Origin of the sequence: Mycobacterium sp. SMC-13 (assembly GCF_045311035.1) — a bacterium.
Taxonomy (GTDB): Bacteria; Actinomycetota; Actinomycetes; order Mycobacteriales; family Mycobacteriaceae; genus Mycobacterium.
Map to the genome: position 1 here is coordinate 17,680 of NZ_JBJIAI010000003.1, position 19,935 is coordinate 37,614.

Below are 19,935 nucleotides of genomic sequence, written 5' to 3' on the forward strand. Positions count from 1 at the left end.
ACGGCGACACCTGGTCCCAGCAATGGGGCTCGGACCAGGTGTCGCGGTGTCGAGGTCAGACCAATTCGTACGCCGGGTCCCGGTGCAGGGTCGAGTCGATGCCCTCTTCCTCCTCCTCCGCCGAGATGCGCAGCCCCATCATCTTCTTGATGACAAGCGCGATGACGAGGGCCACCGTGAACGAGTAGGCCAGGACCGACCCCGCGGCGACGGCCTGCTTGAGCAGCAGGTCTGCGCCGCCGCCGTACAGCAGTCCGTTGACGCCGTTGGGCATGCCCGAGCTGGCGAAGAAACCGATCAGCAGGGTGCCGACGATGCCGCCGACGAGGTGGACGCCGACGACGTCGGTCGAGTCGTCATAGCCGAACTTGTGCTTGAGCCCGATGGCGAACGGGCAGATCACCGCCGGGATGAAGCCGACGAAGATGGCGCCGACCGGGGTGACGGCACCACACGCGGGAGTGATGGCGACCAGACCGGTGATGGCGCCCGAGGCGGCGCCGATGCCGGTGACGTGGCCGTCCTTGAACTTCTCCACCAGGAGCCAGCCCAGCGTGGCCGCACACGTCGCGACGAACGACGTGACCATGACGATCGCCGCCGGCTTGCCCGCGGACAGCGCCGAGCCACCGTTGAACGCGTACCAACCGGCCCACAGCAGACCGGCGCCGAGCAGGATCAGCGGCACGTTGTGCGGCTTACGTGACGACCAGGTCGCCGAGCGGCCGAGCACCAGCGCCACCGCCAGCGCAGCCGCGCCCGCGTTGATGTGGACCGCCGTGCCACCGGCGAAGTCGATGGCGTGCAGCTTATTGGCGATCCAGCCGCCCTTGGCGTCACTCGTGACGACGCCGTCGACCGCGAAAACCCAATGGGCGACTGGGAAGTAGACCAAAATTGCCCACGCCGTCGCGAACGTCATCCAGGCCGCGAACTTCATCCGGTCCGCCGCGGCACCCGAGACGATCGCCACGGTCAGCGCCGCGAAGAGCGCCTGGAACAGCGCGAACAAGCTGACCGGCAGGCCGTTGATGGTGGTCATCGGGTCCAGGAGGTTCTTCATCCCCGCGAACTCGGTGAAGCTCCCGACGAATCCGCCGTAGGAAGTGCCGAACGTCATGGAGAAGCCGAACAGCACCCACAGCACTCCGACGACCGCCACGGCGCCGTACGTCATCATCATCATGTTGGTCGAACTCTTCACACTGACCATGCCGCCGTAGAACAGGGCCAGCCCCGGGATCATGATGGTGAGCCCAATGATGCAACAGAGCATGAATGCTGTTGTTCCGGTATCCATTTCGCCTCCTCGCAAGTTCGGGGCACAGGCTATGCCCGTCTCGGGACAGTAGACATCGTTTTCTTTGCGTAGACGATATGGTGCGCGTAACAAGCTTGTGAACGACCTCGTAACGCCGAAGTTACGTAGCTGCTGTTGCAATCCCCAAGCCGCCCATGTCTACTATTGAGAAACGATGATTCCTATCAGTAGTCGGGAGTTGGCATGACGAAGCCCACCACACTTGCGGAATTGGCCGCCCAGGCGGGAACCAAGTTCATCCTCGCGCTCTTCGTCGACCTGAACGGCAAGCCGTGCGCGAAGCTGGTGCCGGTCGAAGCGGTCGACGAACTCGCCACCGACGGAGTCGGGTTCGCCGGCTACGCGGTCGGCGCGATCGGCCAGGAACCGAAAGACCCCGACCTGGTCGCCATGCCCGATCCTGCGTCGTTCACGCCGATCCCCTTCGTCAAAGAGGGCCTGGCCCTTGTCCATTGCGATCCGCACGTGAACGGTGCGCCGTGGCCGTTCGCGCCGCGCAACATCCTCAAGGCCATGATCCAGCAGGCCGCCGACGCCGGATTCGAACCGTGGATCGGCGCCGAGGTCGAGTACTTCCTACTCAAGCGGGACGCCGACGGCGCATTGGTGCCTGCGGACGACCAGGACACCGCGGCCCAACCGTGTTACGACGCCCGCAGTGTCACCCGGATGTACGACCACCTGTCGTCGATCAGCACCGCGATCAACGGTCTGGGCTGGGGCAACTATGCCAACGATCACGAGGACGGGTCCGGCCAGTTCGAACAGAACTTCAATTACGCCGAGGCGCTGACCACCTGTGACCGCGTCATCACCCTGCGTTACCTGCTCAACGTGATGGCCGCCGAGCGGGGCATGATCGCCACGTTCATGCCGAAGCCGTTCGCGAACAAGACCGGGTCGGGCCTGCACATGCACATGTCACTCACCAGTGGCGGCGCCCCGGTGTTCCCGACCGAGCCCCACGAGGACGACCGCGGCCTCGCGATGTCCGCGACGGCGTACTCGTTCATCGCCGGCATCCTCGATCACGCGTGCGCCATGCAGGCGGTGATCGCGCCAACGGTCAACTCCTACAAGCGAACCGGCGCCATCTCGACGGCATCGGGTGCCTCCTGGGCGCCGCGCTTCCCGACCTACGGCGGCAACGACCGCACCCATTACGTGCGCGTCCCGGACAGCAGTCGCATCGAAATGCGCGGCGCCGACGGTTCGGCCAACCCGTACCTGGCAGCGGCCGTCGCACTCGCCGCCGGACTGGACGGCATCAAGCGGGCCGCCGATCCCGGCGCCCTGGGCACGGGACCGAAACAGGAACGCCTCCCCGCCACGCTGTTGCACGCCATCGAACGGCTGGAGACCGACGAGGTGATGACCGGCGCCCTGGATGCCGCCATCCCGCCCAACACCGATATCCCCAGTGTCGCCGCCTATTTCGCCCGTCTGAAGAAGACCGAGTTCTGGGACTGGCATTCCGCGGTCGGCGCCTGGGAACACGAGCGCTACCTCACCGCTTTCTGAGCACTGCAGCAAAACCGCTGTCGGCCAACAACATCGGGCCGCGACGAGAAAGGACCAGTACAACCATGTGCGGAATCGTCGGGTTGCACCTGCGCAACCCCGAGCTCTATCCCAGGCTGGGTGAACTGTTGGCCGGCATGCTGACCGCCATGGAGGCGCGCGGCGCCGACTCCGCCGGCATCGCCGTGTATGGCGACCCCGAGTGGTCACCGCCGGGACAGAGCACCATCTCGCTGATCGAAGTCGGCGAGTCCCCCGAACAGGTTGCCGACGCACTCGCCGCCCACCTGGGCGCCGAAATCACCATCGTGGCGCGCGATGTGACCTATCTGGTGTCGGCGTCCACGACGCCCGAGGCACTACTCGGGGCGGCCAAAGCGGTGTACCCGCACGCCCTCGTCGGCGGATTCGGCACCGATGTGGCCGTCCTCAAGGGCGTCGGCACGCCCACCTCACTGGTCGGGAATTGGGGCTTGGCCGGCGCACAGGGCTGGCAGGGCGTAGGCCATACCCGGATGGCCACCGAATCGGCGGTGACGCCCAGCGGCGCACATCCGTATGCGGTGGGCCCGGATCAGTGTCTGGTGCACAACGGTTCGTTCGCCAACCACGCCGGTATCCGGCGCGACCTGCGCGCCGCCGGCGTCGAGTTCGATTCCGAGAACGACACCGAGGTCGGTGCCCGCTTCGTGGCCCACGAGCTGGCGGCGGGATCTGATGTCGAGCAGGCCCTGACCGATCTGACGACAACATTCGACGGCTTCTACACCCTGCTGGTCTCCAACAGCGACAGCTTCGCCATCGTGCGCGACGCCATCGCGTGCAAGCCCGCGGTCATCGCCGAGACCACGGACTGGGTGGCCATGGCATCGGAGTTCCGCGCCCTGGCGCACCTGCCGGGGATCGCGGACGCCCGCATCTGGGAGCCCGAGCCCGAAGTGGTCTACGCATGGAGCCGAGAGGCGGTGCCGGCATGAGCGACGCGCCAACGACTTTCGACCTGTCGACGGTGAGTCTGCGTGACGTCAATGCGGCCCTGCACGCCGACGACATCGACGGTCAGTTCGTCATCACCAATCCCCAAGGCGCACACAACGTCGCCGTCGGAGTCAACTCGCCGGTCGAGATCACGGTGCACGGCCACGTCGGCTACTACGCCGCCGGCATGAACCAGAAGGCCGAGATCACCGTCAACGGCAACGCCGGGCAGGGTCTGGCGGAGAACATGATGAGCGGTGTCGTCCATGTCACCGGCGACGCATCGCAATCGGCGGGCGCCACGGGGCGCGGCGGACTGCTCGTCATCGACGGCAACGCCGCCGCCCGGTGTGGCATCTCACTGAAAGGGCTGGACATCGTCGTCGGCGGCTCGGTGGGCCACATGAGCGCCTTCATGGCACAGAAGGGCCGCATCGTCATCCGCGGTGATGCCGGCGACGCCCTCGGCGACTCGATCTACGAGGCCCGGCTGTACGTCCGAGGAGAAGTGAAATCCCTTGGTGCGGATTGCATCGAGAAACCGATGGAGGCCGAACACCTCGAGGAGCTCGCGGGCCTGCTCAAGGCGGCGGGCTACGACGACGACCCGGCCACGTACCGGCGCTACGGCTCGGCCCGCAACCTCTATCACTTCCAAGCACACAACTCCTACTGATTGAGGCCAGCTCATGACCTTCTCGGCAGACGACCGCGCCAACCGCGGTCTACGCGAGTCCGCCACCTTCGACCGGACGACCATCGCCGCCATCCACCGGGCGGCGGAGACGGGCATCTACGACATCCGCGGCTGGGGCGCCAAGCGCGCACTCCCCCATTTCGACGACCTCCTCTTCCTCGGCGCGTCGATGTCGCGCTACCCCCTGGAGGGCTATCGCGAGAAGTGCGGCACCGATGTGGTGTTGGGCGCACGGAACGCCAAATACCCACTGCACCTGGATATCCCGGTCACCATCGCCGGCATGTCGTTCGGGGCGCTGTCCGGACGGGCCAAGGAGGCGCTCGGACGCGGCGCCTCGGAGGTGGGCACGTCGACCACCACGGGCGACGGCGGCATGACGCCCGAGGAACGTGGCCACTCCAAACACCTTGTCTACCAATACCTACCGAACCGGTACGGAATGAACCCGGACGACCTGCGCCGCGCCGACGCCATCGAGGTGGTACTGGGCCAGGGCGCCAAGCCCGGTGGTGGCGGAATGCTGCTGGGCCAGAAGGTCTCCGAACGGGTCGCCGGGATGCGCGACCTGCCACAGGGCATCGACCAGCGCTCGGCGTCACGGCACCCCGACTGGACCGGCCCCGACGACCTGACCATCAAGATCAATGAGCTCCGTGAGATCACCGACTGGGAGAAGCCGATCTACGTCAAGGTCGGCGCATCGCGCACGTACTACGACGTCAAACTCGCGGTCCACGCCGGCGCCGACGTCGTCGTGGTCGACGGCATGCAGGGCGGCACCGCGGCCACCCAAGAGGTGTTCATCGAACACGTCGGCATCCCCACCCTGGCCGCGGTACCGCAGGCGGTGCAGGCCCTGCAGGAACTCGGCGTCCACCGCAAGCCCGACGGCGTGCAATTGATCGTGTCCGGCGGTATCCGCACCGGCGCCGACGTCGCGAAAGCACTGGCGCTGGGAGCCGACGCCGTCGCGATCGGCACCGCCGCATTGATCGCGCTCGGCGACAACCACCCGAAGTACGAGGCGGCGTACGCTCAACTGGGCTCGGCAGCAGGGTTTTTCGACGACTTCCAGGATGGCCAGGACCCAGCAGGTATCACCACGCAGGATCCGGTGTTGCAGCAGGCGCTGGACCCCGTCGACGGCGGCCGCCGCGTCGCCAACTACCTGCGCGTCTTGACGATGGAGGCACAGACCATCGCACGCGCCTGCGGCAAGGCACACGTCACGCACCTGGAGCCCGAGGACATGGTCGCCGTGTCCATCGAAGCCGCCGCCATGGCGCGGGTGCCGTTGGCCGGCACGTCGTGGATCCCGGGCCACTCCGCGGCAGGTGGTTTCTGATGGCGTCGAAAGCCGTGATCATCGGTGGCGGCCTCATCGGTCTGTCCATCGCACATTCCCTGACTCAGCGTGGACTCACGGATGTCCTTGTCCTGGAACGGCATCAGCTGGCCAGCGGCGGAACCGGAAAATCATCGGGCATCGTCCGAGCCCACTACGGTGTGCCGTCGATCGCCGCGATGGCCTGGCGCAGCCTGCCGGTGATCGAACAGTTGGGAGACGCCGTCGGCTTCCGCCAGGTCGGCTACACCGTGCTCGTCGGTGACGAGAACGTCGACGACCTGAGCGCCAACACGGCCATGCATCAATCGCTCGGCGTCGAGGTCGAGCTGATCGACACCGACACCCTGCAGAAACTGTGGCCGATGCTCGAAACCTCCGATGTGGCACTGGCTTCCTACGAACCACGCGGCGGATTCGCCGACGCCACGCAACTGGCACTGCACTTCGGGCAGGCCGCCCGCGCGGCGGGCGCCAGGATCCGGCAGAACACGCCCGTCGCCCGCGTCGTGACAGCAGGCGACAAGGTCACCGGGGTCATGCTGGAGAACGGTGACCTCATCGACGCCGATCTGGTGATCGTGGCCAACGGCTGGTGGTCGGCAAAGTTGCTGGCTGCCATGGGAATCGACTTTCCCATCGAGGCGTACCGATCGGAACTGCTGATCGTCGACGCCGGCACACCACTGCCGGACCTGCCGGTGATCTCCGACCTGATCAGCCTGCAGTACTGCCGCGTCGAAGGCGCCGGCCAATTTCTGGTCGGCAACAGCGACCACGCGGACTTCCAGAAGAAGTTCGTCGACCCGGACAACTACTCGAACGTCGCGGCGGAGGCATCCGTCCTGGCCTACGGCGAGAAGGTGATGCACCGGTTCCCCGGCTTCCCAGAACCGGCGGTGACCCACACGTACGCCGGGGTGTATGACGTTCCGCCGGACTGGAATCCGGTGATCGCGCCGATCGGCGGGGTCGACGGGTTGATCCTGGCGGCCGGTTTCGCCGGCCATGGATTCAAGATCAGCCCGGCGGTCGGTGAGCTGGTCGCGGACCTGGTGTTCGAGGGCGACAGCACCGATCCCGACATCCCAGCCACGGACTTCCGGCTGGAACGGTTCGCCGAAGGCAAGCCGCTCAACAGCCTGCACCCGTACGCCGGTGCGGGCGAGATGCGCTGATCACGTCACCCTGAATCTCTCTGCCAAGAAGGATCTTTCATGCCTGACACCGTCACCTCGTTGCTTGCCGAGATCGCCGGCACCGGCGTCGACAACCAGCGCGGCGGCTACACCCGGCCCGTCTATTCGACCGCCGAGCTCGACCTGCGGTCGTGGTTCGTCGCGCACGCGGCAAAGCGCGGCCTGGACATCGAGACCGACCGCAACGGGATCATCTGGGCCTGGTCGGGCGGAGTCGGCGACGACGCCGTCGTCACCGGCAGTCACCTGGATTCCGTGCCCGGCGGCGGCGCCTACGACGGGCCGCTCGGGGTGGCGTCGGCGTTGGTCGCTTTCGATCTACTGGCCGCCCGCGGTGTCGGCGGGCGGCGGGCCATCGCGGTGTTCCCCGAGGAGGAGGGCTCACGTTTCGGGGTCGCGTGCCTGGGCTCGCGGCTGCTGACCGGAGCGATCGACCCGGACCGGGCCCGATCACTGACCGACAGCAGCGGAACCACATTCGCCGAGGCAAGTCGTTGTGCCGGAATCGATCCCGCTCATCTGGGGCCCGATCCAGACATGGTGCGGCGGATCGGGACGTTCGTGGAACTCCATGTCGAACAGGGCCGCGGGCTGATCGATCTGGGCAGGCCGGTGGCTGTCGCGTCGTCCATCCTCGGCCACGGCCGGTGGCGGTTGTCCTTCACCGGTGCGGGCAACCACGCCGGCACCACGCTCATGACGGACCGGGCCGATCCCATGGTGGCCGCCGCCCGGCTGATCACCGCCGTCCAGTCACAGGCGCGGGCCATCAGCGGCGCACGCGCCACCGTCGGCCGGATCGTCCCGGTGCCCGGCGGCACCAACGTCATCGCCTCGCGTGTGGATCTCTGGCTGGACGTACGTCACCCCGAGGACGCGGTGACCAAGTTCCTGGTGCACGAGATCGCGGAGGCCGCCAATGCCGCTGCCGCCGGCGAGGGCTGTGGTGTCACGATGACCGAGGAATCATTCAGCGCCACCGTCGATTTCGATTCGTCGTTGCGTGACGGGCTGAGCGCTACGCTCGATGACGCGCCGATACTGGGCACCGGCGCGGGGCATGATGCCGGAGTCTTGAAGGATCACGTGCCCACCGCAATGTTGTTCGTGCGCAACCCCACCGGCGTCTCCCACGCGCCGTCCGAAGCGGTCGAGAACGCGGATGCCGAAGCCGGCTCGGTCGCTCTGGCCGACAGCCTGCAGCACCTCATCGAGGCCCAGTCGGCCCGTACCGACCCCGACGCGCGTCGTCTACTGACAGTGGACGTTGATGCGTTACGGTTGACAAGTGGAGAACGACGAAACGCTACTTCGCAATGCGGGCACCACCCGTAACCGACGGCCCGACGACAAGGTCGAAGAACTCGAGCTCGAGGTCGCCATCGCGCGCAATGTTCGTCAGCTGCGCCACAATTCGGGTCTGTCGGTCGGAGAGATGGCCGCCCGCATCGGCATCTCCAAGGCCATGCTGTCCAAGGTCGAGAATGCCCAGACGTCCTGCTCGCTGAGCACCCTCGCGCTGCTGTCCAAAGGTTTCGACGTACCGGTGACCTACCTGTTCCGCGGCGCCGACACCGAACGGCCCGCGTCGTTCGTCAAAGCCGGCAAGGGCACCCCGATCGTCCGCAGCGGCTCGCAGGCCGGCCACGAATACGAACTACTGGGTGGGCTCCGCGGCGAGCACAAACGCCTGGAATGCCTGATGGTGACGCTCAACGAGGACAGTGAGGTCTATCCACTGTTCCAGCATCCCGGGACCGAATTCATCTACATGCTCGACGGCGTCATGGACTACGGCCACGGCCGGTCCGAGTATCGACTCGAGCCCGGCGACTCACTGCAGTTCGACGGTGAGGGCGTCCACGGGCCCACCCGGCTCATCCGTCTGCCGATCCGTTTTGTGTCGGTCATCGCATTCCCCGACGGCGCGATATAGGTAACAGGCCCAGAGCCCGCGATCGGACTGCCCGTTGCCCCGCGGCCCTTTAGGGTTGGCGACATGACAGGGGGCCTACTACCCGTCGGACAGACCAGGGTGCAGCCGGTTTTTGCCGACGTCGACACCGGCGTAGACGACGCGATGGCACTGGCCTACCTGCTGGCCAGCGCCGACGCCGAACTGGTGGGCATCGCGTCCACCGCGGGCAACGTCCCGGTCGACCAGGTATGCGTCAACAATCTGGGGCTGCTGCAGTTGTGCGGCGTCGGCCCCATCCCGGTGTCCAGGGGCTCGAGCGTCCCGCTGGTCGCGCCGTTGCGCACCGCCGAGGACACACACGGCCCGCAGGGACTCGGTTATGCGGAACTGCCCGAGCCCGACGCCGAGTCCGAAATCGGCGGCGTGCTCACCGACTACGACGCCGCCGAGGCCTGGATCCAGGCCGCACGCGAGTACCCCGGCGAGTTGATCGGTCTCGTCACCGGCCCGCTGACCAACTTCGCGCTGGCGCTGCGGCAGGAGCCGTCGCTCCCCCGGCTGCTGCGACGCCTGGTGATCATGGGCGGCGCCTTCGACTACCGGGGCAACACCACGCCGGTGTCCGAATGGAACATCAGCGTCGACCCGGAGGCCGCCGCCGAGGTGTTCTCGGTGTGGGGCGCGGCGTGGGGTCTGGAGGACCCCACGCATCTGCCAATAGTGCTGGGGCTCAACCTGACCGAGAACGTCGCGATGACACCGTCGCTGTTGAGCCGGCTGGCTACCGCAGCGGGTGGACCGTCGTCGCCGATGAGTGTGCTGAACGATCGCGGGACACGGTCGACGTCATCCAACCCGCTGATCCGGGTGCTGGAAGACGCCATGCGGTTCTACTTCGAGTTCCATTTCGACCAGGGCGAGGGCTACCTGGCACACCTGCACGACCCGCTCGCGGCAGCGGTGGCGCTCGACCCGGACATCGTCCGGTACCAGCAGGCGACGGTCGACGTGGAACTGCTGGGCACGTTGACGCGCGGCATGACGGTCGCCGACTGGCGCGGACACTGGGGACGCCAGCCCAATGCCCACATCGGCATCGAGGTCGACCCGGTGGCGTTCTTCGATCGGTTCATCGAGCGCGTCGGGGCCTTCGCGTCCAAGTTGTGAGGGGTGTTCCGACGACTCCGCGAGCAGGCGCAAAACTGTCTTTTCCGAACGGAATTCGACAGGTTTACGTTCCCCCGCAAGCGGGAGGTGCCCCCAGCTCGCGGCGGGAGCTCAGTCGTCGGTGACGGTGATCTTGACGTCGATGTTGCCGCGGGTGGCGTTGGAGTAGGGGCAGACCTGGTGGGCCTTGTCCGCCAACTCCTGCGCAGCGTCGTGCTCCAGGTTGGGCAGGGTGATCTCCAGCTCGACCGCCAGGCCGAATCCGCCGTTGTCCAGCTGGCCGAGCGAAACCCGCGTTCCCACAGACGAATCGGTGACATCAGCCTTGGCTTCGCGGGCGACCAGGCGCAGCGCCGAGTGATAGCAGGCGGCGTAGCCGATGGCGAACAGCTGCTCGGGGTTGGTGCCGTTGCCGCTGCCACCCATCTCCTTCGGGATGGCCAGATCCAGGTCCAGCTTGCCGTCGGAAGTGCGGCCGTGGCCGTCGCGACCTTCGCCGGTGGCCAGGGCTTCGGCGGTGTACAGCGTCTTCATGTCGATCTCCTTGTGGTGGTTGGTACCGGTGACGCGGGTTGCGTCGGTAAATCAATGCGATGCGGTGAGCGCATCGGTCAATCGGTGAATCGCGTCGCGCAGATCCGCGGCTTCCTGCTCGGTGATGCCGGTCTGGGCGCCCAGCTTCTCGGGGATGCACTGGGCCTTTCCCTCGAGCTTGCGGCCGGCCGGGGTGAGGGTCACCTCGACCTGACGCTCGTCCTGCAACGACCGTTCACGACGGATGAATCCATTGGCTTCCAACCGTTTCAGTAGCGGTGAGAGAGTCCCCGAATCCAGCTGCAGTCGCTCACCCAGGCGCCCGACCGTGACCCGATCCTCTTCCCACAGCACCAGCAGCACGAGGTACTGCGGATAGGTGAGGTTCAGCTCGGTCAGGATCGGCCGGTAGGCCGCCGTCATCGCCCGCGACGCCGAGTACAAGGCGAAGCAGAGCTGGCGATCCAAGGTGAGTGCGTCCACGTGAAGAACTATAGCCCACAATTCAGTTGTGCACAACCATAATTTTGTCGTGCTGCCGGCAGGCCTCGAAGATGTCGCTGGTTGGGGTACTTCCGGCGGTGCCACAGTCCACCCATCTCCGAGGGGCGCTACGGCGAATGTGCAGTTTCGGACGGTAGACGTGCGAAATGTCGAACGAAACCTGCACATTCGTCATAGGAAGTGATGGGGCAACCATTGGGGTGCCGCCCCGCCCAGGAACTCCACGGTTCGAACTACGGGCGCCGGCCTATTCATAAACCCCCTCCACATACCACCGCCGCTGTCGATAGCAGAGGAGCAGCGCACGGCTCTCCCCTTCATCTCCGAGCAGCACCTGGACCCGGGCCGTGCGGCCCTTCCCCCGCTCCGGATCCCACCAGCGTTCGTCGACCGGCCACGGCCCCGCCCACCAGCGCAACGCCCCGCGGTAACCCGAACCCGTCAGCCCCACCGGATCGGTGGAGAACATGCCCCGGTCCGTCACCCGAACCGAATCACCGCGTACGTCAACAAGTTCCACCGGGTCATCCAGCAGGACCACCGGAGCCGGCTCCGGCAGGCGCCCAGGCCACGGCTGGGTCGGATCATTCAACGGCACCACCTCATCACCCAGCGGCGTGAGCGTGATGCGCTCGGCCGGCCCCCGCCCACCACTGAGCACCGGCACCTGCACCGCCTCCGGCCCGAGCAGACCCTGGACCCGCACCAGCGCCCGCCGGGCGCGCATCCGGTCGTCATCTCCGGAAGATCCCCACAACGGCAACTGCAATGCCGCGGCTGAGACGACCTCGACCGGATGCAGCCGCAACACCGTGATGGGCCCGGTGGGCCCGGCGCCGCCCAGTCCCCGCCTGGTCAGCCAACCGTCCAGCTGCCACCGCACCCGGTCCGCGGTGGCGTCCTCCGTCAGCGGCTCGGCACACCGCCAGACCCGTTGCAGTTCCTCACCGTTGGCGGTCACCGCATCGATGGCCAGCCGGGTGCACCCCACCCCGGCGGACTCCAGGCTGCGGTGCAACTGGCTTGCCAGCGAGCGTCCGGCGAATGCCGCCGCGTCCACCCGGTCGATCGGCGGGTCGCAGTCCATCACGGCGTCGAGGTCCGCCGGCGTCTCCGGTCCCGACGGGCGGCGCGCCGGTTCACCCCGCGAAAACCGGTGCGCGACCACGGCATCGGTACCGAACCGGGACGCCACGTCGGTCCGGGACAGCGCGGCGAACTGCCCAATGGTTCGGATACCCATGCGCCACAACAAGTCCGCCAGTTCTTCCCGGCCCTCACCGGACAGGCTCGGTTCGGTGGCCAGCTGCCGGATAGACAGTCCGGCGAGAAACTGCGCATCCTCACCCGGCGCGAGGATGCGTCCCGCCCGGGCCGCGAAGACCGCCGTGGGTAGCTGGTCGGCGATGCCCACCTGGCATTCGACCCCGGCCGCACCCACCGCGTCGACCAATCGTTCAGCCGCGGCCTGCTCCGACCCGAAATACCGGGCCGCGCCACGCACCGGCAATACCAGCAGCCCCGGCCGCAGGACCTCTGCGCGCGGCACGACCTCGTCGACCGCGGCCGTCACGCCCTCGAAGTGACGGGCGTCCCGCGCCGGATCGGCAGTGGCGACGTGCAATTGCGGACAGCGCGCCTGAGCTTCCCTGCGCCGCAACCCCCTTCGGACGCCCGATGCCCGGGCCGACGCCGAACAGGCCGCCACCCGGTTCGCCAGAGTGACCGCCACCGGTTCGGTCACCGGCAGCCCGGCCGCCACCGCCGCCGCCACCGCGGGCCAGTCCATGCACCAGATGGCCAACACCCGGGACATCTCAGCCACCCACCGCTCGCAGCGGGCGCATCGAGCGGCCGCGGGCCCGCGTGTCCAGCCGCACCCGGCCGATCCGCCCGCACCCCGGCACCGGGTCCCCGTCGCCCGCTCCGACCACCTCGTACCCGCGGACCCTGGCCTCCAGCCGGGCCGTCGCCCCGGGCCAGTCGCCGTCGGTGACCAGCAGGGTGCACTCGCGCTGCCGGGCCCGGGACGCCACCACCCGCGCCCGGCCGGCCGGAACGGACTTGCCACCCAGCCCGAGCAGCACCAGGTCGAGCCCGTCCATGAGCACCGCGGCCACCTCCACCGGGTCCGGCCCCGGGTCCGGGATGAGCGCGATGCGTTCCAGGTCGGCCCCCATCTCCACCGCGGCCAGCAGCCCGACCTTGGGCTGACCGACGATGGCCGCATACCCACCGGCCGCCGTCACCGCGGCCACCATTCGCAACGGCAGCGAGCGGGCCCCCGAGAGCACTGCGACCGTGCCGCGGGGCAACACGTCAGGCAGCAGCTCAGACTGCAGATCCGACGGTTCCAGCAAACTTTCGGCAACCTTCGGGGCCGGCTCGGGCCGCCCTCGGTCCCGGCCGCGCAAACCCGCCGGTCCCGACATCTCGGCGATCTTGCGCCGGAGCTGTTCCAGCTGGTCAGCGCGGTCAATCCGGCTATTCGCCAGACTGGTCACAGCCGCCACAACAACACCTCCCGCACCATCAGACACTGTCAATATTCGAATATTTGTTCGATACCGTGAGTAAACACCCACCCACCGACACGGTCAAGCCGCCGGTGACCCACAACACCGTCATCTCGGCGTTCTGACCTGTACGCTCATAACTGGAATAGGTCCGGAAATCCCGCTCGGGGCTTGGTGGACCGCTGCGCTAGTGGAAGGGCATGCATCATGCGTTCGAATCGTCTGGTCCACCGCGTCGCCGCCGCAGCGGGAGGCACCGCACTCATCGCGATGATCGGCCTCACCGCCGGCTGCGGCGAGGAGAAGAAGACCCCCGAGGCGCCGTCGACCACCACCACGACCACGACCACATCGGCGGTCACCCCGACCGAGAAGTCGCTCAGCCCGAACGGCGGCAACCTGTTCACCCCGTCGGTCACCGCCAACCCGGCGCCCACCGCCACACCGGGCACGCACCGCAACTGACAACCAACCCGGGTTGCCTACCGGCCCAGCAGAATCCGGGTTCGCGCTACCGTTGGTACATGCCATCGCCGAATCGGACACCACCCCGGCGATGGCTGGTTGCCCTGGCGCTTGCCGCCACGCTGACGCTGGTGGTCGTCAACCTGCCCACCCCGGGCCGGCCGACCACGGCGTCAGATCAGCCGTCGGACACCATCGACGGTCCCTTCGCGTCGCTGCTCGCCTCCTCGACCGATCTCGGGCCCGCTCATCCGCAGCGCGTCCAGCTCACCGCCACGCTCGATGCGAACCACCGACCGGACGCGCTGATCAATTGGGCTGAGCTGCAACGCCTTTCGGTGCGCTGGCGCCCCGGCGACAACTGGGCCGTCGTCGAAGGCGACCCCGACCGGATGGGCGCCGCCTTCGGCGTCGAGGTGCACGACTATCGCGGCCGGCGTGGACAGGAGTTCTACGCCGCGCCGCAGCAACCCCAGCTCCCCACCGAACTACAAGGCACGGTCGCCGAATTGGGCCGGATCCTCAGCTACACCCCGCACCACGATTCGGCACCGCAGGACCCGCCGCAGGGTGTCCCGGAACGCGGCCTCACCCCGAGCCACCTGCTCAGCGCCTACCACGCCGACAAGTTGAGCGCAGCCGGCCACACCGGCAAGGGCACCACGGTGGTGGTCTTCGCCTTCAACGGTTACGACCAAGCCGACCTGGACCAGTTCTCGACCACCTTCGGCCTACCCAAGTTCACCCCGACCCTCATCGGCGGGCAGCCCGGCGACGAGCGCGGCGAGACCACCATGGACCTCGAGGTGATCCATGCCATCGCCCCCGACGCCCGGCTGGTCGTGGTCAACGCCCGTCCCACGGTCACCGGCGACGGCGCGTACGTGAAGATCGGCGAGATGTTCGAGCGGACCGATCGCGATTTCCCCGGCGCGATCTGGAGCCTGTCGATCGGCTGGGGCTGCGACAAACTGACCACCGCGGCCGACCTCGCTCCCGTCCGCTCGGCGTTGGCCGCCGCAGAAGCGCACGGCACCACGGCATTTGACGCCAGCGGCGACCTGGCCGGACTGGAATGCAAGGGCGGCGACGACTGGGACTCCCCTCCCGGCCCGGCCGACATCGGGCTGGATTCGGTGGCGTCGCTGCCCGAGATGACCAACGTCGGCGGCAGCACCTTGTCCACCGATGCCGAGGGCAGGTGGGTGGACGAACAGGCCTGGTTCAACGTCCCGCTCTCCCAGGGCACCGGCGGCGGGGTCTCCGCACTGTTCGACCAGCCACGCTGGCAGGCGGCCGCGGCGAACCAGGTCGACCCGAAACGCAGCGCCGGAAAGCGCATGACGCCGGACATCTCGGCCGTCGCCGATCCCTACACCGGCGTGCGGATCGTGGTGGACAAGGAGGTGGTCGTCGGGGGCGGCACCTCACAGTCCGCGCCGATCTGGGCCGGGCTGACGGCCGTCATGACGCAATACCTCACCGCCAACGGCGGACGGCCGATCGGTGCGCTCAACCCGCTGCTGTATCGGATCGCCACCGGCGCCCCACGACCGGCATTCCGCGATATCACCTTGGGCGGCAACGCCGTTGACACGGCGGGCCCGGGCTACGACCTGGTCAGCGGGCTCGGCACCCCGAACGTGGAGAACCTGGCGGAAAACCTGTTGTTGCTGCAGAAGGTGACGCAATGACCACCCAGCTCGAAGACCGGCCGATGATGGAGTGCGAGGTCTGCCAGCTGGACGTCCCGGCCGGCGAGTACTGCGGGCTGTGCGGCGCGCCGCTGAGCGAACACCGTCACGACGGACCGCATTGGTTGCGGGCGCGGTCGTTCAGCGCCGCACCCGGCCAGCATCTGCTTCGCCTGTCGATCACCAGCTCGCTGTTCCCGCACCTGTCCCCGCGGTCGCGCACGTCGTTCATGCTCGGGCTCGTCGCCCTGGTGCTGGCCCTGGTCGCCACCGCGATGCTCCGCCTGCCCGGCGCGCTCGTCGCCGTCGCCGTCCTCGGGCTGCCCGTGATCTTCGGAATCTATCTCCGGGAATCGGAATTCAACCAGGACGCACCGCGGGGCAACCTCTGGCTGACCGCCGGTCTCGCCGTCGCGCTGGGCGTCGGGTGGGCGCTGCTCACCGGAGCGGTGGCCGCCCGGTCTTACGGCATCCCGCTCGGTGCGGGCATCGCGGCGGCCCGCATGCTGCGCACCGGCCTCGGCGCCACGCTCGGTGGCCTCCTGCTGATGCAGGTGCCCACACTGGTGATCCGTCTGGTCCGGCCCGGCCATCGAGAAGCCTTGCACGGCTACGCCATCGGCGCCCACGCCGCCATCTATTTCACCGCGGCGGCAACCCTGACCCGGCTGGCCCCGCAGTTCGGCACCGGCATGGTCAACCGCGACCGCCCGCTGCAAGGCCTGTTGGTCGAGGCCGGTATCCGCGGCCTGGCCACTCCCATCATCGCGGCCACCGTCGGCGGCCTGATCGGTGCGGCGCTGTGGTTCACCCGGCCACCGAACAAGGCGCACCAACATCGAGGCTACGTCCGGCTGACGCTGACCCTGATCGCGGTGATCGTCGCCGTGGTCTACGCCCTGCTCGGCCTGATCGACGCGGTCCAGCTGCCCCAGTTCGTCCAGCTGGCAATGTATTTCGCGCTCACCCTCGTCGCACTGCTGGCATTGCGCGTCGGACTGCACCTGGCGCTGCTGCACGAGGCCCACGACGACTACAACATGGACGAGCCGCTGCTGTGTACCCAGTGCGGCCACGTCGTGCCCGACGCCCCGTTCTGCGCGGCCTGCGGCGCCGCCACCCGGGCGTCGTCACGGGCCGCACGGCACAGCCAGCGCACCGACCGCCCGGCACCCGCCGACAGCTTGACGGTGGGGCTCCTCCCCGGCTACTCGCTGCACGCGCCTGCCTACGCGACGACGCCGACCCGGACCACGAAACGCGTTCAGGTGACACTGATCTTCGTCCTCGCCGCGGTGGTGCCGGCCGCGCTCCTGGTCGGGGTGTCCGGACTTCTGGAGAAGCCGGCCGTGCGGTACGTGTGCCCGCCGGAATGCGGCCATCCGCCCATGGGTCAGCCGGTGACCATCAACCCCCGGTTCACCGCACCCGACGGCTCGTTCAGCGTCGCCTACCCGGCGACCGGATCGGCGTACGAGGTGACCAAGGACGACCACGGCGTGCTGGCCAAACTGCTCGCCGGCGACGGCGGGATGCTGCAGCTGTTCAGCCGGCCCGCGACCGGACGCCAGCCGAAAGACATTGCGGCCGAACTGGTCAAGTCGACCTATCCGGATGCCAAGACCGCGTACGAAATTCCGAACGCCATGGTCGGCTACCAGACGGGCTACGGCGTCGTCGCCGACTGGTATCCGCAGGGCGCGAGCCGCCAGTACTCCCGGATGCGGCTGTTGGTGCTCGTCGCCGTCAAGAACGACCTGGCACTGATCGCCGCGGCCTCGGGTCCGTACCACCGTTTCGGGCCCGACTTCGGCTCCGGGAAACCGTCCGCGGTCGGCCTGCAACTCGCCCTGGACATGGGCCAGTACGTCAACAGCTTCGCGTGGCGGGGCGACCCGGCGCGCTGAGCCTCACCCGTCAGCGGAGGGAGATCACTCCCACTCGATGGTGCCCGGCGGCTTGCTGGTGATGTCCAGCACCACGCGGTTCACCTCGGGCACCTCGTTGGTGATGCGCGTCGAAATGCGTTCCAGCACTTCGTAAGGCACGCGGGTCCAGTCGGCGGTCATGGCGTCCTCACTGGACACCGGACGCAGCACGATCGGATGTCCGTAGGTCCGCCCGTCGCCCTGCACACCCACCGAGCGCACATCGGCGAGCAGCACCACGGGGCACTGCCAGATGCTCTGGTCCTGACCGGCCGCGGTGAGCTCCTCGCGGGCGATCGAGTCGGCGCGGCGCAACGTGTCCAGCCGGGAGCCCGTCACCTCGCCCACGATCCGGATACCCAGACCCGGTCCCGGGAACGGCTGGCGCCCAACGATTTCCTCGGGCAGGCCGAGCTCGCGGCCGACGGCACGCACCTCGTCCTTGAACAGCAGCCGCAGCGGCTCGACGAGTTTGAACTTCAGATCCTCGGGCAGACCGCCCACGTTGTGGTGGCTCTTGATGTTGGCCGTACCGGTGCCACCGCCCGATTCGACGACGTCCGGGTAGAGCGTGCCCTGAACCAGGAATTCGATCTCGGACTCGCTCGATCCCAGGGTGTCGCGCACCGCGCCCTCGAAGGCCCGGATGAACTCGCGGCCGATGATCTTGCGCTTGCCTTCGGGGTTGGTCACACCCGACAGGGCGTCGAGGAAGCGGTCGGCTTCGTCGACGGTGACGAGCTTGGCACCGGTCGCGGCGACGAAGTCGCGTTCGACCTGCTCACGCTCCCCCGCGCGCAGCAGGCCGTGGTCGACGAACACACAGGTCAGTCGGTCGCCGATGGCGCGCTGCACCAGCGCGGCCGCGACCGCGGAGTCGACGCCGCCCGACAGGCCGCAGATGGCCTGACCGTCGCCGATCTGCTCGCGCACCTGCTCGACCAGCTGGTCGGCGATGTTGGCCGCGGTCCAGGTCGCGCCGATGCCGGCGAAGTCGTGCAGGAACCGGCTCAGCACCTGCTGGCCGTGCGGCGAGTGCATCACCTCGGGGTGGTACTGGACACCGGCCAGCTTGCGGGCCCGGTCCTCGAAGGCGGCGACCGGGGCACCGGGGCTGCTGGCCACGACGTCGAATCCGGCGGGCGCCGCGGTGACCGCGTCGCCGTGGCTCATCCACACCGGCTGCGTGCCGGGCAGGCCTGAATGCAGTTCTCCGCCGGAGACTTTCAGCTCGGTCCGGCCGTATTCACTGGTGCCGGTGTGCGCCACGGTGCCGCCGAGCGCCTGCGCCATGGCCTGGAACCCGTAGCAGATGCCGAACACCGGGACGCCCAGGTCGAAGATCGCCGCGTCGAGTTGCGGCGCGCCGTCTTCGTAGACGCTGGACGGCCCCCCGGACAGCACGATGGCCTGCGGGTTCTTGGCCTTGATGTCCTCGACCGTCGCGGTATGCGGCAGCACCTCGGAGAACACCCGAGCCTCGCGGACCCGGCGGGCGATCAGCTGCGCGTACTGCGCACCGAAGTCGATGACCAGAACGGGCTGTGAAGCTGGTGTTTGCACCCGCCCAGTCTAGTGGTGGGCAGCCGGCGGCTCTGCCAACCGCTCGGCTGCGGCGCCCACGGCGGCGCGGACGTCGTCATCGGTCATCTCGCCGAGCCCCAGCGCGGGCCGCAGGAATGGCCCCAGCAGTCGCCAGCCGAGTTGCAGCGCGATGATGTTGCCCACCGCGAGCCGGGCCTGATTCTCGTCGGCGTACCGAGGCAGGAATCTGTCGAGCAGGCGCGCCATGTTGGGAAATGTGGTCTGCAACTCCCCGACCGGGTAGCCGTCGAGCGCGGCCCGGGCGATCACCCGGAGCTGTCGGTCGACTGCCGCGTCGATCACGTCGGCCGGCGCATCGGTGTCGATCAGGCCCTTGAGCCGTTGCCCCAGATGGTCCAGCACCGCTCCGACCAGCTGGTCCTTGGAGCCGAGGTGCCGGAACACCAGACCGTGGTTGACGTTCGACTTCGCGGCGATGTCCCGGATCGACGTGGCGGCGGGACCGCGTGCGGCGAACAGCTCCGATGCGGCCTCGAGGACAGCTGCGACGACCTCGTCCCGGCCCACTGGCACGCCTGTAGTCATGTGGCTACACTAGCG

Annotated in this window: 18 protein-coding genes; 11 read left to right on the plus strand and 7 right to left on the minus strand. The window is 68.1% G+C overall.

Annotated elements, in window-relative coordinates; translation table 11 throughout:
• Positions 1 to 55: 55 nt before the first annotated feature.
• A complete protein-coding gene (locus ACJH6I_RS06245; RefSeq protein WP_029105459.1) occupies positions 56 to 1,300 on the minus strand; it encodes an ammonium transporter in 1,245 nt (414 codons plus the stop codon).
• Between the two features lie 204 nt (positions 1,301 to 1,504).
• Between ACJH6I_RS06245 and glnT the strand changes: the two genes are divergently transcribed.
• The 8 genes from glnT to ACJH6I_RS06285 all read left to right on the plus strand — a co-directional run bounded on the left by glnT (position 1,505) and on the right by ACJH6I_RS06285 (position 10,149).
• Positions 1,505 to 2,842 (plus strand): type III glutamate--ammonia ligase, encoded by a 1,338-nt coding sequence (glnT, locus tag ACJH6I_RS06250; RefSeq protein ID WP_406783854.1) that lies wholly within the window; start codon positions 1,505 to 1,507, stop codon positions 2,840 to 2,842.
• 65 nt (positions 2,843 to 2,907) lie between these two features.
• On the plus strand, positions 2,908 to 3,819 hold the full coding sequence (locus ACJH6I_RS06255) for a glutamine amidotransferase (protein WP_406783855.1): 912 nt from the start codon (positions 2,908 to 2,910) through the stop codon (positions 3,817 to 3,819).
• Positions 3,816 to 4,496, plus strand: coding sequence for a protein glxC (locus tag ACJH6I_RS06260; protein WP_406783856.1), 681 nt, complete (start codon positions 3,816 to 3,818; stop codon positions 4,494 to 4,496). The genes ACJH6I_RS06255 and ACJH6I_RS06260 overlap by 4 nt, the downstream gene beginning before the upstream one ends.
• 13 nt (positions 4,497 to 4,509) lie before the next feature.
• Positions 4,510 to 5,865 carry an FMN-binding glutamate synthase family protein gene (locus ACJH6I_RS06265; RefSeq protein WP_346414567.1) on the plus strand — a complete coding sequence of 452 codons (1,356 nt, stop codon included), beginning with the start codon at positions 4,510 to 4,512 and terminating at the stop codon, positions 5,863 to 5,865.
• Positions 5,865 to 7,043, plus strand: a complete 1,179-nt coding sequence (locus ACJH6I_RS06270; protein ID WP_406783857.1) for an NAD(P)/FAD-dependent oxidoreductase — start codon at positions 5,865 to 5,867, stop codon at positions 7,041 to 7,043. The genes ACJH6I_RS06265 and ACJH6I_RS06270 overlap by 1 nt, the downstream gene beginning before the upstream one ends.
• 39 nt (positions 7,044 to 7,082) lie before the next feature.
• Positions 7,083 to 8,399 carry an allantoate amidohydrolase gene (locus tag ACJH6I_RS06275; RefSeq protein ID WP_212806812.1) on the plus strand — a complete coding sequence of 439 codons (1,317 nt, stop codon included), beginning with the start codon at positions 7,083 to 7,085 and terminating at the stop codon, positions 8,397 to 8,399.
• The gene (locus ACJH6I_RS06280; protein WP_212806813.1) at positions 8,353 to 9,000 is read left to right on the plus strand and encodes an XRE family transcriptional regulator; all 648 of its coding nucleotides are present in this window, start codon (positions 8,353 to 8,355) and stop codon (positions 8,998 to 9,000) included. Before ACJH6I_RS06275 ends, ACJH6I_RS06280 begins: the two co-directional genes overlap by 47 nt.
• A gap of 63 nt (positions 9,001 to 9,063) precedes the next feature.
• Positions 9,064 to 10,149: a nucleoside hydrolase gene (locus ACJH6I_RS06285; protein ID WP_318986509.1), complete on the plus strand. Its 1,086-nt coding sequence runs from the start codon at positions 9,064 to 9,066 to the stop codon at positions 10,147 to 10,149.
• A 111-nt stretch (positions 10,150 to 10,260) separates the two neighbouring features.
• On the opposite strand, the gene ACJH6I_RS06290 is transcribed toward ACJH6I_RS06285, so the two are convergent.
• The 4 genes from ACJH6I_RS06290 to ACJH6I_RS06305 form a co-directional block, all read right to left on the minus strand.
• Entirely contained in the window at positions 10,261 to 10,683 is a 423-nt protein-coding gene (locus ACJH6I_RS06290; protein ID WP_318986508.1) for an organic hydroperoxide resistance protein, read from the minus strand.
• 51 nt (positions 10,684 to 10,734) lie between these two features.
• Positions 10,735 to 11,166, minus strand: a complete 432-nt coding sequence (locus tag ACJH6I_RS06295) for a MarR family transcriptional regulator (protein WP_318986507.1) — start codon at positions 11,164 to 11,166, stop codon at positions 10,735 to 10,737.
• A 268-nt stretch (positions 11,167 to 11,434) separates the two neighbouring features.
• The gene (locus ACJH6I_RS06300) at positions 11,435 to 13,003 is read right to left on the minus strand and encodes a DNA polymerase Y family protein (RefSeq protein WP_318986506.1); all 1,569 of its coding nucleotides are present in this window, start codon (positions 13,001 to 13,003) and stop codon (positions 11,435 to 11,437) included.
• A gap of 1 nt (position 13,004) precedes the next feature.
• Positions 13,005 to 13,700 carry a hypothetical protein gene (locus ACJH6I_RS06305; RefSeq protein ID WP_318986505.1) on the minus strand — a complete coding sequence of 232 codons (696 nt, stop codon included), beginning with the start codon at positions 13,698 to 13,700 and terminating at the stop codon, positions 13,005 to 13,007.
• Positions 13,701 to 13,910: 210 nt separating this feature from the next.
• Between ACJH6I_RS06305 and ACJH6I_RS06310 the strand changes: the two genes are divergently transcribed.
• The 3 genes from ACJH6I_RS06310 to ACJH6I_RS06320 are packed head-to-tail and all read left to right on the plus strand — an operon-like array spanning position 13,911 to position 17,769.
• A complete protein-coding gene (locus ACJH6I_RS06310) occupies positions 13,911 to 14,168 on the plus strand; it encodes a hypothetical protein (protein WP_212806817.1) in 258 nt (85 codons plus the stop codon).
• A gap of 59 nt (positions 14,169 to 14,227) precedes the next feature.
• Positions 14,228 to 15,862: a S53 family peptidase gene (locus tag ACJH6I_RS06315; RefSeq protein ID WP_318986504.1), complete on the plus strand. Its 1,635-nt coding sequence runs from the start codon at positions 14,228 to 14,230 to the stop codon at positions 15,860 to 15,862.
• Positions 15,859 to 17,769 (plus strand): zinc ribbon domain-containing protein, encoded by a 1,911-nt coding sequence (locus ACJH6I_RS06320; protein WP_406783858.1) that lies wholly within the window; start codon positions 15,859 to 15,861, stop codon positions 17,767 to 17,769. Before ACJH6I_RS06315 ends, ACJH6I_RS06320 begins: the two co-directional genes overlap by 4 nt.
• A gap of 24 nt (positions 17,770 to 17,793) precedes the next feature.
• On the opposite strand, the gene guaA is transcribed toward ACJH6I_RS06320, so the two are convergent.
• Positions 17,794 to 19,353 (minus strand): glutamine-hydrolyzing GMP synthase, encoded by a 1,560-nt coding sequence (gene guaA / locus ACJH6I_RS06325; protein ID WP_212806820.1) that lies wholly within the window; start codon positions 19,351 to 19,353, stop codon positions 17,794 to 17,796.
• Between the two features lie 9 nt (positions 19,354 to 19,362).
• Positions 19,363 to 19,920, minus strand: coding sequence for a helix-turn-helix domain-containing protein (locus tag ACJH6I_RS06330; RefSeq protein WP_318986502.1), 558 nt, complete (start codon positions 19,918 to 19,920; stop codon positions 19,363 to 19,365).
• Positions 19,921 to 19,935 lie beyond the last annotated feature (15 nt).

Coding starts and splice junctions, on each gene's coding strand:
- ACJH6I_RS06245 (WP_029105459.1), bottom strand. CDS start 1,300: ATGGATACCGGAACAACAGCATTCATGCTCTGTTGCATCATTGGGCTC.
- glnT (WP_406783854.1), top strand. CDS start 1,505: ATGACGAAGCCCACCACACTTGCGGAATTGGCCGCCCAGGCGGGAACC.
- ACJH6I_RS06255 (WP_406783855.1), top strand. CDS start 2,908: ATGTGCGGAATCGTCGGGTTGCACCTGCGCAACCCCGAGCTCTATCCC.
- ACJH6I_RS06260 (WP_406783856.1), top strand. CDS start 3,816: ATGAGCGACGCGCCAACGACTTTCGACCTGTCGACGGTGAGTCTGCGT.
- ACJH6I_RS06265 (WP_346414567.1), top strand. CDS start 4,510: ATGACCTTCTCGGCAGACGACCGCGCCAACCGCGGTCTACGCGAGTCC.
- ACJH6I_RS06270 (WP_406783857.1), top strand. CDS start 5,865: ATGGCGTCGAAAGCCGTGATCATCGGTGGCGGCCTCATCGGTCTGTCC.
- ACJH6I_RS06275 (WP_212806812.1), top strand. CDS start 7,083: ATGCCTGACACCGTCACCTCGTTGCTTGCCGAGATCGCCGGCACCGGC.
- ACJH6I_RS06285 (WP_318986509.1), top strand. CDS start 9,064: ATGACAGGGGGCCTACTACCCGTCGGACAGACCAGGGTGCAGCCGGTT.
- ACJH6I_RS06290 (WP_318986508.1), bottom strand. CDS start 10,683: ATGAAGACGCTGTACACCGCCGAAGCCCTGGCCACCGGCGAAGGTCGC.
- ACJH6I_RS06300 (WP_318986506.1), bottom strand. CDS start 13,003: ATGTCCCGGGTGTTGGCCATCTGGTGCATGGACTGGCCCGCGGTGGCG.
- ACJH6I_RS06310 (WP_212806817.1), top strand. CDS start 13,911: ATGCGTTCGAATCGTCTGGTCCACCGCGTCGCCGCCGCAGCGGGAGGC.
- ACJH6I_RS06315 (WP_318986504.1), top strand. CDS start 14,228: ATGCCATCGCCGAATCGGACACCACCCCGGCGATGGCTGGTTGCCCTG.
- ACJH6I_RS06320 (WP_406783858.1), top strand. CDS start 15,859: ATGACCACCCAGCTCGAAGACCGGCCGATGATGGAGTGCGAGGTCTGC.
- ACJH6I_RS06330 (WP_318986502.1), bottom strand. CDS start 19,920: ATGACTACAGGCGTGCCAGTGGGCCGGGACGAGGTCGTCGCAGCTGTC.